Raw genomic sequence first — 13516 nt, 5'->3', positions numbered from 1 at the left:
TCATTTTGCACCGCGGTGAGAGGTGGCTCACATGCCAGTCTTGTGGAGGGGAAATCGAAACTACTTTGAAGGGACGTCAAGGGTGACTGTGCCTGTGAACACCAAAAACCCGGCCGCGGCAAGCGTCGCCAGGCCGAGCCTCGGCGCGCAACTCCTGCGCCGCAAGCCAATTGGCCAGATGGTCAGCGAAGCCGGAGGCGGCGAAGGCGGAACGCCGCTGGTCCGCAGCTTTGGCGTCTTCCAGCTCACCATGATCAGCGTCGGAGCTACGCTCGGCACCGGCATCCTGGTGATCCTCGGCGAATCAGTGCCGCTGGCCGGTCCGGCCATCTGGATCTCGTTCGTCATCGCCGGCCTCGCCGCGCTGCTTTCGGCAGTGTCCTATGCCGAAATGGCGGGACTCGTTCCGGTGGCAGGCTCCAGCTATTCCTACTCTTACGCCACCATGGGCGAGGGCATGGCCTGGATTTGTGGCTGGTGCCTGGTGCTGGAATACGCGGTCTCCGTGGCAGCCGTTGCCGTGGGTGCCGGCCAGTATGTGAACGAGACCCTCGCCGCGTTTGGCCAGTTCCTGCCGGACGCGATGAGCCAGCCGCCAGGGGACGGCGGGCTGGTGAACGTGCCCGCCATGGTGATCGTGATCCTGGCTATGCTCCTGCTCGTCCGTGGTGCCCGTGAGAGTGCGTGGATCAACACGGCGATCGTCGTGATCAAGGTGGGCATCCTGATCTTCTTCTGCGCAGTAGCCTTCACCGCTTTCAATGCCGGCAACTTCGAGCCGCTGCTGCCCATGGGCGCCGCCGGTGTTTCCGCCGCCGCATCCAGCGTTTTCTTCTCCTACATCGGCTTTGACGCCGCTTCCACCGCCGGCGAGGAAGCCAGGAACCCCAAGCGCGACCTGCCCCGGGCCATCATGCTCTCCATGGTCATCGTCACCACCATCTACGTCCTGGTTGCCGTTGCAGCCATCGGCGCCCGCCCGTGGGGTTGGTTCGACGGCACAGAAGCTGCACTGGTACAGATCCTGCACGAGATCACGGGTCAGCCGTGGATCGCCCTGGTCTTCTCAGTGGGCGCAGTGCTTGCCATCGCCAGCATCGTGCTGACCGTGCTCTACGGACAAACCCGCATCATGCTCTCCATGTCCCGCGACGGCATGGTTCCCAAAATCTTCGGCCGCGTTTCCCGCCGCACCGGCACTCCGGTGGCCGGCACGCTGATCATCGGTACCGCCGTAGCCCTCACCGCAGGCTTGGTCCCGCTGGGAGCCTTGGCGGACGCAACAAGCATCGGTACGCTCTTCGCGTTCGCGCTGGTCAACGTGGCCGTCATCTACCTGCGACGCAACCGGCCCGACCTGGAGCGCAGCTTCCGGGTCCCGCTGTACCCGATCACGCCGATCCTGGGCACCCTGATGTGCGCATATTTGATGCTCAACCTGGGCGCCGACACCTGGATCACCTTCGGTATCTGGATGCTGGTGGGCGTCGCCATCTACTTCGGCTATGGACGCCGGAACTCAAAGGTAGCCGCGCTCAGCGAGCAGGACTACCGTGAACTAACCACCAGGGCCGCGAGCCCGGAATCTGTGAAAGCAGCAAACTCATGACCATCGCCACAGAACTCCCCCTCATCGAGGAGCCAGGCGCGCCTGACGCGGCCGCTGGAGCACCTATCACCATGCTGAACCCGGACTTCCCGTTCAGCTACGACCACTACCTGGCGCACCCCGATGGGCTCGGCTCAATCCCGGAAGAGCTCTACGGCACGGAAGTAGCCATCATCGGCGCAGGCCTGTCCGGACTGGTGACCGCCTATGAATTGATGAAACTTGGCCTCAAGCCCGTCATCTACGAAGCCGACCAGATTGGTGGACGCCTCCGCACTGCGAGCTTCCCATCAGCTCCCGGCGTCGTGGCGGACCTTGGCGGCATGCGCTTCCCGGTCTCCGGCAAGGCGTTCTACCACTACGTGGACCTGCTTGGCCTGGACACTCAGGACTTCCCGAACCCCATGGCGCCGGCAACCTCCTCCACAGTGATCGAACTCGCGGGCAAGAAGCACTACGCCACCACGGCTGACGAGCTGCCGGAGTTCTTCCTGGAAGTAGCCGACGCTTGGAAAGCAGCAGTCAACGATGGCGCCGCCTTCGCTGAGATGCAGGAAGCCATCAAGGCCCGCAACACCAAGCGGATCAAGGAACTCTGGAACGCGCTCTTGCCGGAGCTGGACGAGCAGACCTTCTACGGTTTCATCGCCGCCAGCAAGTCCTTCAAAGAGGCTGGTTTTGCTCACCGCGAGGCATTCGGCCAGGTGGGCTTCGGTACCGGCGGTTGGGACACCGATTTCCCCAACTCCATCCTCGAAATCCTCCGCGTGGTCTACACCGATGCCGACGACCAGCACCGCTCCATTGCCGGAGGAGCACAAAGGCTCCCTGAGGCACTCTGGAACCACGCGCCGTCGGACCTTAAGTACTGGCCCGAGGGCACCTCCCTGGCATCGCTGCACTCCGGCTCGCCCCGCGGGGCCGTGGACAACATCCGCCGGGTAGAGAACGGCGACCTCCTGGTCCGCGAGAACTGGGGACGCGAAGCCACCTACCAAGCCGTGGTGACCACCTGCCAGTCCTGGCTGCTGTCCACACGCATCCACACTGAGGAAGCGCTGTTCCCGGCCGAGCTGTGGACCGCGATCGAACGCTCGCATTACATGCAGTCTTCAAAGACCTTCGTGATGGTGGACCGCCCGTTCTGGAAGGACATCGATCCCGAGACCGGGCGCGAGGTCCTGTCCATGACGCTCACCGACCGACTCAACCGGGCCACGTACTTGCTCGACGACGGTCCGGACAAGCCCGCCGTCATGCTCCTGTCCTACACATGGAACGACGACGCCCTGAAATGGCTGGCCCTGACCGCGGACGAGCGCGTGAAGCTGATGTTGCACTCCTTGGAGCAGATCTACCCGGGCGTAGACATTGCGAGCCACATCGTGGGGCAGCCGATCACGGTGTCCTGGGAAGCGGATCCCAACTTCATGGGTGCGTTCAAGGCCAACCTGCCCGGCCACTACCGGTACCAGCAGCGTCTGTTCACGCACTTCAAGCAGGACCAGCTGCCGGAGCACCAGCGCGGCATCTTCCTCGCGGGCGATGACGTGTCCTTCACCGCCGGTTGGGCTGAGGGTGCTGTGACCACGGGCCTGAATGCAGTGTGGGGAGTGGTGAATCACCTGGGCGGTTCGTCCGCTGCCGGAAACCCGGGGCCTGGTGACCTCCTGGACGAGCTCGGCCCGATCTCCCTGGACTAGTTTTCCGACTCGCATTCGGCGTTCAAGCGTGCATTTCCCTGTGCGCCGCAGCGAGTTCCTTGTAATGCGCGGCGTTGTGCTTGACGCCCTCGAACTCTTCGTCGGTCAGTTCACGGCGGACCTTTGCAGGTACACCCGCAACCAGTGAGCGCGGGGGAATGACGGTGCCTTCCAACACCACGGCCCCGGCAGCGATGAGCGAGCCAGTGCCAATGACGGCGCCGTTGAGGATGGTGGCGCTCATGCCGATGAGGCAGTCGTCCTCCACAGTGCATCCATGGACCACAGCGCTGTGCCCCACGGAGACACGTTCGCCTACCGTGCAGGGGAAGCCGGGGTCAGCGTGGAGGACTACGTTGTCCTGGAGGTTGGACCCTGCGCCGACGCTGATAGCCGCTGTATCGGCGCGGACGGAGACGCCGTAGAAAGCGCTCGAGTCCTCGGCCAAGGTGGCCTTGCCAATAATGGAAGCCGTGGGCGCCACGAAGGCTGTTTCGTGGACGGCCGGGGTGTCCCCGGCGAAAGTGTAAGAGGGAGCCATAGGCCCAGCATATTTCCCAACTAGGTAACAGCACACGTCGCTATGGGTGGTCAGTGGGACGTTTGCTGTTACCTAGTTGGGTGCAGGGGTGCGGAGGACCAGGAATTGATAGTGCTGGGACCAGTTTCCTGCGCCCGGCCCGGATTCCACTCCCACGCCCTCCGGCCACGTTCGGAAGTGTTCCACCGAGCCGTGTTCGCCAAAGATCCGCCGGACGGTTTCGTCGCTGCGGCGGCTGAAGAACCGCCGCGGTTCCTCAAGGTCTTCAGGGTTCAAGACTTCGCAATCCTCACCTGACCAGAGTCCGACGGCGATTGGCGCACCAGGTGCGGTGACCCGCACAAGTTCGCGGACGACGTCGTGAATTCCGCTATTGGGAACATGCAGAAGAGTGCTCATGGTCCACGCAGCCGAAAAGACAGCACCCGGAAACGGCAGGTTCCGCCCGCTGGCAACAGAAGCCTCAAGCCCGGCCGAGCGCGCCAAATGAACGCTCTCCGAGGACAGGTCCACGCCGGTGTAGTGCAAGCCGGCGCGGACGAACTCCACGCCCTCAACCCCAGTGCCGCAACCCAGCTCAAACAACGAATGACGGTGTTCGGACTTCAACAGCCGGATGAACCACTCCCGGCTCTCAACCCGGTGCGGCGTCAGCGCGCGGGTGTTCCGCACCGGTGCCTGGTGGTCGTAGAAGACAGCCAGGTCAGCCTCGTGGTCGGCGTCAGGGATGCCCCGCATACCCCCAGCATAGGAGTGGCGTTAGTTGAACACCACGGTCCGGGTACCGTCCAGGAGCACACGGTGTTCGGCGTGCCACTGGACCGCCTGAGCCAGCGTGCGGCCTTCGACGTCGCGGCCCATCTGGACGAACTGGGCAGCCGTGCGTGCGTGATCAACGCGGATGACTTCCTGCTCGATGATCGGGCCCTCGTCGAGGTCGGCCGTCACGTAGTGGGCCGTGGCGCCGATGATCTTTACACCTCGTGCGTGTGCCTGGTGGTACGGCTTGGCGCCCTTGAAGGAGGGGAGGAACGAGTGGTGGATATTGATGGCCTTGCCGTTCAACTCCGTGCACAGATCGTTGGAGAGGACCTGCATGTACCGTGCCAGGACAGTCAGCTCGACATCGTGCTCGGCAATCAGCTTCAGCAGTTGCGCCTCGGCCTGCGGCTTGGTCTCCGGCGTTACCGGGATGTGGTGGAACGGGATGCCGTAGAACTCCGCCAGCGACTCAAGATCCCGGTGGTTGGACACAATCGCCGGAATCTCAATGGGCAAAGTGCCCGTGCGCTGCTGGAACAAAAGGTCGTTGAGGCAGTGTGCATCCTTGGAGCACAGGATGATGGTGCGGACCTTTTCGCCCACGGGGTTGATTTGCCAGGTCATGCCGAACGATTCAGCTACCGGCCGCAAGGCCGTGGCCAGTTCGGCCTGGGAGGACGACGTCGATGCCTCCACGCGCATGAAGAAGTTGCCTGTGCTGGGGCTTCCGTACTGCTGGGAATCGGCGATATTGCAGCCGGCATCAAGCAGGGCTCCGGCTACCGCGTGGACGATGCCGGGGCGGTCGGGGCAGGAAAGTGTTACTACGAAAGCGGTGGATTCAGTCACACGATCAAGCCTACCTGTGCTGCCTTGTTGTACTGTTAATGGGTCGCAACTGGCGTTGGGTGGACTACCACCAGGGAGCGGCAATCATGAAGACCACGGATCGTACGCCTGGGCCGAGGGTCATGTCTTACCGCTGCACGCACGTGACCGATCCCTCCGTCAAAAAGGGGACGCGGGAATGCTGCTGCCGGTAGCCTGACCTGTAGCACCACCCGTTGCCTAGCCAGGAGATTTCCGTGACTACCACAACCACTTCAGCGTCTGTCAGCAACCAGTCGCTTGCCGATCTCGATCCCGAGATCGCAGCAGTCCTCAACCAGGAACTCGGCCGCCAGCGCGGCACCCTGGAAATGATTGCGTCCGAAAACTTCGCCCCCCGCGCCGTCATGGAAGCTCAGGGCTCCGTCCTGACCAACAAGTACGCCGAGGGCTACCCGGGCCGCCGCTACTACGGCGGTTGTGAATACGTCGACGTCGCCGAGCAGCTTGCGATCGACCGCGTCAAGGAACTCTTCGGCGCCGAGTACGCCAACGTCCAGCCGCACTCCGGTGCCCAGGCAAACGCTGCAGCGCTCTCTGCAATGATCACCCCGGGCGATAAGATCCTGGGCCTCTCGCTGGCACACGGTGGCCACCTGACCCACGGCATGAAGCTCAACTTCTCCGGCAAGCTCTACAACGTGGCTGCTTACCAGGTTGAAGAAGACAACTTCCGCATCGACATGGACAAGCTGCGCGAGCAGGCCATCGCCGAGAAGCCGCAGGTCATCATCGCCGGCTGGTCCGCGTACCCGCGCCACCTGGACTTCGCTGCCTTCCGCTCCATCGCGGACGAAGTTGGCGCCCTCCTCTGGACGGACATGGCACACTTTGCCGGCCTGGTTGCAGCGGGCCTGCACCCGAGCCCGGTTCCTTACTCCGACGTCGTCACCTCCACGGTTCACAAGACCCTCGCGGGTCCGCGTTCCGGTGTGATCCTGGCCAAGCAGGAGTGGGCCAAGAAGCTCAACTCCAACGTCTTCCCGGGCCAGCAGGGCGGCCCGCTCATGCACGTCATCGCTGCCAAGGCCGTTGCCTTCAAGATCGCCGGCAGCGAAGAGTTCAAGGAGCGCCAGCAGCGCGTCCTCGAGGGCGCCAAGATCATTGCTGACCGCCTGAACCAGTCCGATGTTGCTGAAGCCGGCGTCTCGGTCCTCACCGGCGGCACCGACGTTCACTTGGTCCTGGTTGACCTGCGCAACTCGCAGCTGGACGGCCAGCAGGCCGAAGACCTCCTGCACTCCGTGGGCATCACCGTGAACCGCAACGCTGTTCCGTTCGACCCCCGCCCGCCGATGGTCACCTCCGGCCTCCGCATCGGTACGCCGGCACTGGCTACCCGCGGGTTCGGTGCCACCGAGTTCGCCGAGGTTGCCGAGATTATCGCCACCGCGCTCGTGAAGGGCGCCACCGGCAGTGTTGATGCAGAGGCCCTCCAGGCCCGCGTCGACAAACTGGCTGCTGACTTCCCGCTGTACCCGCAGCACGAGCAGTGGTAACCCGCGGTTCCCGCGGATAAATAGAGCAACACCCGGGCATTGAACCGGAGCTGACGGGATCCGCCGCCACACCTACGGCGGCGGGTCCCGTTGGCATGAGCCATTAGGTCACCCACCAGAAAGAGCAGATGGAATGACACAGTCCACCGCACAGATCCTTGACGGCAAGGCCACCGCCGCAGCCATCAAGGCAGAACTGACCACTCGCGTTTCCGTCCTGGCCGCCAAGGGAATCGTCCCCGGCCTGGGCACCATCCTGGTGGGTTCCGACCCCGGCAGCACCTGGTACGTCGGCGGCAAGCACAAGGACTGCGCCGAGGTTGGCATCCAGTCCATCCGCCGCGACCTCCCCGAAGACATTTCACAGGAAGACCTCCTGGAGGTTGTCCGCGAGCTCAACGACAACCCGGAGTGCACCGGCTACATCGTCCAGCTTCCGCTGCCCAAGCACATCGACCAGGACGTCATCCTGGAAGCCATGGACCCTGACAAGGACGCCGACGGCCTGCACCCTATGAACCTTGGCCGCCTGGTGGCCAACGTCAATGGCGAGATGAAGTCCCCGCTTCCCTGCACGCCTAAGGGCTGTGTGGAGTTGCTGCGCCGCCACAACATTGAACTCAAAGGCAAGCGTGTCCTGGTGGTTGGTCGCGGCGTGACCATCGGCCGCCCTATTGGCCTCCTGTTGACCCGCAAGGAAGTTAACGCCACGGTCATCCTGGCCCACACCGGAACGGTGGACCTGCCCGCGGAACTCAAGCAGGCCGACGTCGTGATTGCAGCTGCCGGCGTGCCGCACATGATCAAGGCTGAAGACCTCAAGCCGGGCGCCATTGTGCTCGACGTCGGCGTCAGCCGTGTGGACGACGGCAACGGTAACGCTGTTGTTACCGGAGATGTTGACCCGGCAGCTGCCGACGTCGCCGCTTGGCTGTCCCCGAACCCGGGCGGCGTGGGGCCGATGACCCGTGCCATGCTGCTCGCGAACGTCGTGGAGAGTGCGGAGCGTCAGGCAGGCATCGCCTAAGTTCCTCCGAACATAGCAAGGCCCATTTCCGCAGGGAACCCTAGAAATGGCCCGCGTACTCCTCCGAACAAACCGAGAGGGCTCTTGCAAAAATATCTGCAAGAGCCCTTTCACATGTCAGGGGGCGCTACTAGTGTGCTGAGGGTGCACAATGAAGCAATCCGCTCTCCGACACCGTCACCAACACAGACAGAATCGTCGCAATCCGGCTTCGACATGAACCGACCATCCGTCATCAGCGCGCGGAACCTCACCAAGGCCTATGGTGACCTCACCGCCGTGGACAACATCTCCTTCGACGTACCGGCGGGGGAGTCTTTCGGGCTGCTGGGCCCCAACGGTGCCGGCAAGTCAACCACCATGAAAATGATCGGCGGCGTCTCCCAACGCACCTCGGGCACGCTGAGCATCATGGGCTTGGACCCGGAATCCCACGGCCCCGAAGTAAGAGCGCATCTGGGTGTGGTCCCACAGCAGGACAACCTGGATGAAGAGCTCAAGGTTCGCGAGAACCTGATCGTCTACGGGCGCTATTTTGGCCTGCCTTTGAGCTACCTCCGGCCGAAGGCTGACGAGCTGCTGGAATTCGCGCAGCTAACGGACAAGGCCAATTCCAAGGTGGACGCGCTCTCCGGGGGCATGAAGCGACGGCTCACAATAGCCCGGTCGCTTATTAACGAGCCCCGCATTCTTCTCCTCGACGAACCCACCACCGGCCTGGATCCCCAAGCTCGCCACATTCTTTGGGACCGCCTGTTTCGGCTCAAGGAAAGCGGCGTAACCCTCATCCTCACCACGCACTACATGGACGAGGCTGAGCAACTCTGCGATCGCCTGATCGTGGTGGACAAGGGCAAGATCATGGCCGAAGGATCGCCCGCGGCCCTGATTCGCGAACACTCATCGCGCGAAGTACTGGAGCTCAGGTTCGGGTCCGAGCGGAACGCGACCATCGGCGTCGAGCTTCAAGGCATTGGTGAGCGGCTGGAGACACTGCCGGACCGTGTGCTCATCTACGCGCACGACGGTGAAGCCGCGCTGGAGCAGGTCACTGCCCGCGGGCTGCACCCCATGACCTCGTTGGTGCGTCGCTCGTCGCTGGAAGATGTGTTCCTGCGGCTTACCGGCAGGAGCCTCGTTGACTGAGTCGGTGAACAAACCACGCACGACGGCGGAGCAGCCGTTGCGGGCCCACTCGCCTGAGGTTTCGGCCGCCAGGGCGCGTCGCTGGGGTTCCTTCTTCTATGCCGAGCAAGTGCTTCGCGTCATGCGGAATTATGGGTGGTCCGTGATCCTGTACAGCGTAGGGCAGCCGGTGGCGTACCTCTTCGCCATGGGAGTTGGCCTCGCCAGCTTGGTGGACGCCAACAGCGAGGCGGCGTTCGGCGGTGTCAGCTATTTGGAATTCGTGGCTCCGGCGTTGTTGGTCTCCGCCGCGGTGATGACAGCATCGGGGGAATTTTCGTACCCCATCATGGACGGCTTCAAATGGCGCCGCGTGTTTTATGGTCCGCATGCCTCGCCGCTGACACCGCAGCAGATCGCCAGTGGCCACATCATGGCCAGTTCCCTGCGCTTCCTGTTGCAGTCGATAGTTTATTTCGTGGTGGTGGCCATGTTTGGCGCTTCGCCAAGCCCCTGGGGTTGGGTCTCGGCCATCGTGGCCACGGTTGCGGCGCTCTCCTTCGGCTTGCCGCTGATGGCCTATGCCGCCAGCATCAAGCAGGACAAGGGGCAGTTCGCGTTGGTGCAGCGATTCATCGTCATGCCGCTCTTCCTGTTCTCCGGGACGTTCTTCCCGCTGGATTCGCTGCCGATCGCAGTTCGTTGGATCGGTTGGATATCACCGGTGTGGCACGGAACTGAGTTGGGCCGGGTCTTCACCTACGGGATGGACCAAAACCCGTTGCTGACCATCACCCACGTGGTTTTCCTGCTGGCGACCGCCACTGTTGGCTGGATACTTGTCCGCCGCCAGTTCGTGAAAAGGATGGGCTCTTGAGTGTCCTGACAGGTGGCCACAGCGCCACGGATCTTGCCCGTGGGCGCAAGTTCGGTTCTCTCTACTCCCGCAACGCCAAGGCAGTGGTGGGCCGTGGGCTGATGGCTGCCAAGAGCAGCACATGGCTGGTGATGGTGTCGGGGTTCTTCGAGCCTGTGCTGTTCCTGCTGGCCATGGGCGTGGGCATGGGCTCCATAGTGGGCACTGTCCAAGGTCCAGGCGGCGAGGAAATCAGCTATGCGGCGTACATAGCGCCGGCACTCCTGGCGGTCTCGGCCATGAACGGAGCAATCTACGATTCCACGTGGAACGTCTTCTTCAAGATGAACTTCGCCAAGCTGTACCAAGGGATGCTCTACACGTCCTTGGGGCCGCTGGACGTGGCGATCGGGGAGATCTTCCTGGCACTCCTTCGGGGCCTGCTGTACGCCACGGGATTCACCGCTGTCATGGGGGTAATGGGACTGCTCACCAGTTGGTGGGCCGTCCTGGTCATTCCTGCTTCGGTGCTGATCGCGTTCGGTTTTGCGAGCTTCGGGATGGGCATCACCAGCTTCATGAAGACTTTCCAGCAGATGGACTGGATCAACTTCTTCCTGCTGCCCATGTTCCTGTTCAGCGCCACGTTCTACCCGCTCAGCGTCTACCCGCAGGTCATCCAGTGGTTCATCCAGGCCATGCCCCTGTGGCACGGGGTGGAACTCCTGCGCCAGATCAGCGTGGGCTCGTTCAGCCCTGCCACTGCCATCCACGTGGGTTACTACGTTGTGATGATCGCGCTCGGGATCATGCTGACCACCGCAAGGCTGCGCCAGCTGTTCCTGAAGTAGGACCAGCCGGCGCAGCCCGTACAGGTCCTAGGCCGTCTCGATCTCAGCCATGGTCAGCTTTGCGTTGTCGCGCAGGCCCCAGGAGCACAGTCCCATGACTGCCAGCGCGGAGACTGTGTAAATCACGACGCCGATCGGGTCGCCATGCGTGGCGATCAGCAATGCCGTTGCCACAGTGGCTGCCGTGCCGCCACCCAGGGCTGAGCCGATCTGATAGCTGGCCGAAATGGCCGAGTAGCGGGAAGCTGCCGGGAACTGTTCTCCAAGGAATGCCGGCAACGGGCCCTGCGGAACAGTGTTCAGCGCGCCGCCCAGCGTGAACATGAGGAGGGCAAGCCAGCCGGTGTGTGTCTCGATGGCCGGGAAGAACGCCAGGAAGTAGATAATGAGCATCACCGAACCACCTATCATCACCGGCTTACGGCCGATCCTGTCGGAAAGAATCGCCGCGAGAGGTGCGGAGATGACGCTGGCCAGGGCACCCCACAGCTGGAACTGAAGTGATTCACTGTCGGAATAGCCGCGCTGGAGCACGTACGACATGAGGAACACTGTGGCGATGTAAGTGAAGGTGTTGTAGCCGTAGCTGACGCCGATCGACATCAGGATCTGCCGCGGATGCGACTTGAGGACTGCCAACAGTGGAATCCGGGGTGCCTGGGTGCCGGAAGGGCGTTCGTCCTGGGGGAGGGTCAGCCGGGCAATAAGGCCAGCCAGCACCAGCAGGCCGCCGATCCAGAAGGGTACCCGCCAAGCGAAGCTGGCCACTTCGCCGCCCGCGATGGCGTCAGTGAGCGTAAAAACGCCGGAACCCATCAGCACGCCCAACCCGATGCCCATGCTGGTGAAGCTTCCCCACAGTCCTCGGCGACCCGCCGGTGCCGCCTCGATTCCCAACAAGGCAGCGCCTCCCCATTCACCGCCGGCAGAGAATCCTTGAACCAGACGCAATGCGATGAGCAGCATAGGGGCCATGGCACCGATCGAATCCGCACTGGGCAGGCAGCCGATCAGGAAGGTGCTCCCACCCATCAGGATGAGCGTGAGGATCAGGATCCTGCGCCTGCCGAGACGGTCGCCGAAGTGGCCCAGGACGATACCGCCCAAGGGCCGGGCCAGGAATCCGGCACCGAAAGAAGCGAACGCCACCAATGTTCCGGTCAGAGGATCAAGGTTGGGGAAGAAGAGCTGCGGAAACACCAAGGCTGCAGCCAATCCGTAGATGGTGAAGTCATAAAACTCCAGTGCGGTTCCAAAACAGGAGACGAAGAAAGTACGTGCAGCTGAGACGGGGCGCTTGGACGACGGACCTTGTGGTTCCAGCGCAACATTGGGCTGAAGGGATTGCGGCAAGGAAGTGCCTTTCGTTGGTTGTTTTGTTGGGGTCGTGAGGCTGGTCTGGCTTAGAAGATCAGGAAGCCATCGCGTGCGGCGTCGGCGGGGTTGGCAGCTGCGTAAGCGAGGGAGCAGTCGGCGGCATCGACGCTGATGGTCAGCAGCGTCTGCCACTGCTCGTGTCGCGGTGCCGAGGCGTCAGGATGGAAACAGACCACGGATGAAGCTCCCTCTGACGAGCAGAACTGCTTGGCCCGGTCCGCGATGCCCAGGCCGGCGAGCTCCGTCCTCACGCGCCCAAGGTGGACCAGGCGCTGGGGCGACAACGCGCCGTCGTCGATTGCGTCCTCTTCCGCGAGGACGGGGTCCAGGAAGTGGTTCGTGTGGAGCAGCCAGCCGTCGCTGCCGGCATCCACGACGCCGGTGCCGGCGGGAGAGACCTCGATGCTGGCGGCCAGGCGCGGGGTACTGGTGCCGGAAGCGGTAGCTGTGAAAACAGTGAAGACGGTAGAGGCGCTAACTCTTGCTGAGGACGCGATGTCGATAGCTTGGTCGATGGTCGAGGCCTCATCGAGGATGCGGCGGGCGATTGCGTGGACCGGAACTCCAGCGGAGTCATCATCCCTGGAGTGGGCAAGGATGTTGAAATGCAGGCCGAGTCCCTCACTGTTGACACCGATCTTGCCCAGCGTCCCGAACTCCGTGAACGTCTTGGTGGTCCGACCGGGGGATGGGGTTACCTCAAGCAAGAGTCCGTCGGGGGCGAGGTGGTCATGCCAGTCCCAGGTCTGAATGGTTTCCGGCGCCGAAGCCCGGGCTGGTGCGTAGACCGCCGTCGAGCATTCATGGGAGCCGACCTTCCGGGGTGATTCCGCAAGAATCTCAGTGCGTGCGTTGACCACACTCAGCTCCCAGGTCTCGAGTCCGGCGCCGTTGGCCCAGCCCTCGGCTTCCTCTGCCAGTGCCGGGCACCAGGCGTGGAGGGCTGCATGGCTCTGCTCCGCAATGTCCCGGACTTTCTGCGGTGCGATGCCAAGCGTGGCGAAGAAGTCAAAGTAGAGCTTGGCGGTATTGCGTGTTTGAGCCTCCCAGGTGCGGCCGATGTCGAGGCCGCGCTCGCGGGGATCGTGCGCGGCGGATGTGTGGCGGTGAAGCTGCATAGGTCTCCTTGAGGGAGCCATCCCCGTCTGAGTGCGGGGTGGGCTCTTGGATGAGGTGGATCACTTGTGACGCTCAAAGTACGGAAGAAAAACGTTTTTGTGTAGCTGGTCCGCGAGATTTATCGTTAATTTCGGAAGTCGGGTCTCGTGAGATCCCTCG

The 13516-nt window shown here is 62.9% G+C and carries 12 protein-coding genes and 1 riboswitch; of the genes, 7 read left to right on the top strand and 5 right to left on the bottom strand.

Going from position 1 to position 13516, the window contains the following annotated elements:
- Window positions 1-178: 178 nt before the first annotated feature.
- On the top strand, window positions 179-1609 hold the full coding sequence (locus tag ACZ881_RS13600) for an amino acid permease (RefSeq protein WP_476116491.1): 1431 nt from the start codon (window positions 179-181) through the stop codon (window positions 1607-1609).
- Window positions 1606-3312, top strand: coding sequence for a flavin monoamine oxidase family protein (locus ACZ881_RS13595; RefSeq protein WP_476116180.1), 1707 nt, complete (start codon window positions 1606-1608; stop codon window positions 3310-3312). Before ACZ881_RS13600 ends, ACZ881_RS13595 begins: the two co-directional genes overlap by 4 nt.
- A 22-nt stretch (window positions 3313-3334) precedes the next feature.
- Here the strand turns inward: ACZ881_RS13595 and ACZ881_RS13590 are convergent, their stop codons facing one another.
- The 3 genes from ACZ881_RS13590 to purU all read right to left on the bottom strand — a co-directional run bounded on the left by ACZ881_RS13590 (window position 3335) and on the right by purU (window position 5464).
- Window positions 3335-3853, bottom strand: a complete 519-nt coding sequence (locus ACZ881_RS13590; RefSeq protein ID WP_476116178.1) for a gamma carbonic anhydrase family protein — start codon at window positions 3851-3853, stop codon at window positions 3335-3337.
- A gap of 72 nt (window positions 3854-3925) precedes the next feature.
- Window positions 3926-4591, bottom strand: a complete 666-nt coding sequence (locus tag ACZ881_RS13585; RefSeq protein WP_476116176.1) for a class I SAM-dependent methyltransferase — start codon at window positions 4589-4591, stop codon at window positions 3926-3928.
- 21 nt (window positions 4592-4612) lie between these two features.
- Window positions 4613-5464, bottom strand: coding sequence for a formyltetrahydrofolate deformylase (gene purU / locus ACZ881_RS13580; protein ID WP_091466029.1), 852 nt, complete (start codon window positions 5462-5464; stop codon window positions 4613-4615).
- A 35-nt stretch (window positions 5465-5499) separates the two neighbouring features.
- Window positions 5500-5585: riboswitch (ZMP/ZTP riboswitch) on the top strand.
- A gap of 115 nt (window positions 5586-5700) precedes the next feature.
- On the opposite strand from purU, the gene glyA reads away from it, so the two are divergent.
- The 5 genes from glyA to ACZ881_RS13555 all read left to right on the top strand — a co-directional run bounded on the left by glyA (window position 5701) and on the right by ACZ881_RS13555 (window position 10861).
- A complete protein-coding gene (gene glyA, locus ACZ881_RS13575) occupies window positions 5701-7002 on the top strand; it encodes a serine hydroxymethyltransferase (RefSeq protein ID WP_476116174.1) in 1302 nt (433 codons plus the stop codon).
- Window positions 7003-7135: 133 nt separating this feature from the next.
- The gene (locus tag ACZ881_RS13570; protein WP_476116172.1) at window positions 7136-8029 is read left to right on the top strand and encodes a bifunctional methylenetetrahydrofolate dehydrogenase/methenyltetrahydrofolate cyclohydrolase; all 894 of its coding nucleotides are present in this window, start codon (window positions 7136-7138) and stop codon (window positions 8027-8029) included.
- A 216-nt stretch (window positions 8030-8245) separates the two neighbouring features.
- Entirely contained in the window at window positions 8246-9175 is a 930-nt protein-coding gene (locus ACZ881_RS13565; protein WP_091466034.1) for an ABC transporter ATP-binding protein, read from the top strand.
- Window positions 9135-10031, top strand: coding sequence for an ABC transporter permease (locus ACZ881_RS13560; RefSeq protein ID WP_476116170.1), 897 nt, complete (start codon window positions 9135-9137; stop codon window positions 10029-10031). Before ACZ881_RS13565 ends, ACZ881_RS13560 begins: the two co-directional genes overlap by 41 nt.
- The gene (locus tag ACZ881_RS13555; protein ID WP_476116168.1) at window positions 10028-10861 is read left to right on the top strand and encodes an ABC transporter permease; all 834 of its coding nucleotides are present in this window, start codon (window positions 10028-10030) and stop codon (window positions 10859-10861) included. The genes ACZ881_RS13560 and ACZ881_RS13555 overlap by 4 nt, the downstream gene beginning before the upstream one ends.
- 27 nt (window positions 10862-10888) lie before the next feature.
- On the opposite strand, the gene ACZ881_RS13550 is transcribed toward ACZ881_RS13555, so the two are convergent.
- Window positions 10889-12214 carry an MFS transporter gene (locus ACZ881_RS13550; protein ID WP_476116166.1) on the bottom strand — a complete coding sequence of 442 codons (1326 nt, stop codon included), beginning with the start codon at window positions 12212-12214 and terminating at the stop codon, window positions 10889-10891.
- A 50-nt stretch (window positions 12215-12264) separates the two neighbouring features.
- Complete coding sequence (locus tag ACZ881_RS13545) at window positions 12265-13356, bottom strand: C45 family autoproteolytic acyltransferase/hydolase (RefSeq protein WP_476116164.1); 1092 nt, start codon at window positions 13354-13356, stop codon at window positions 12265-12267.
- Window positions 13357-13516: the final 160 nt, after the last annotated feature.

The sequence above is a fragment of the Paenarthrobacter sp. TE3676 genome (assembly GCF_056279165.1).
The sequence above is the reverse complement of the archived record's forward strand: the minus strand, read 5'-3'. Positions and strand labels throughout refer to the sequence as shown.

Excerpts from the sequence above, each read along its gene's own strand:
- ACZ881_RS13600 (WP_476116491.1), top strand. The coding sequence starts at position 179 with ATGGTCAGCGAAGCCGGAGGCGGCGAAGGCGGAACGCCGCTGGTCCGC.
- ACZ881_RS13595 (WP_476116180.1), top strand. The coding sequence starts at position 1,606 with ATGACCATCGCCACAGAACTCCCCCTCATCGAGGAGCCAGGCGCGCCT.
- ACZ881_RS13590 (WP_476116178.1), bottom strand. The coding sequence starts at position 3,853 with ATGGCTCCCTCTTACACTTTCGCCGGGGACACCCCGGCCGTCCACGAA.
- ACZ881_RS13585 (WP_476116176.1), bottom strand. The coding sequence starts at position 4,591 with ATGCGGGGCATCCCTGACGCCGACCACGAGGCTGACCTGGCTGTCTTC.
- ACZ881_RS13570 (WP_476116172.1), top strand. The coding sequence starts at position 7,136 with ATGACACAGTCCACCGCACAGATCCTTGACGGCAAGGCCACCGCCGCA.
- ACZ881_RS13565 (WP_091466034.1), top strand. The coding sequence starts at position 8,246 with ATGAACCGACCATCCGTCATCAGCGCGCGGAACCTCACCAAGGCCTAT.
- ACZ881_RS13560 (WP_476116170.1), top strand. The coding sequence starts at position 9,135 with ATGTGTTCCTGCGGCTTACCGGCAGGAGCCTCGTTGACTGAGTCGGTG.
- ACZ881_RS13545 (WP_476116164.1), bottom strand. The coding sequence starts at position 13,356 with ATGCAGCTTCACCGCCACACATCCGCCGCGCACGATCCCCGCGAGCGC.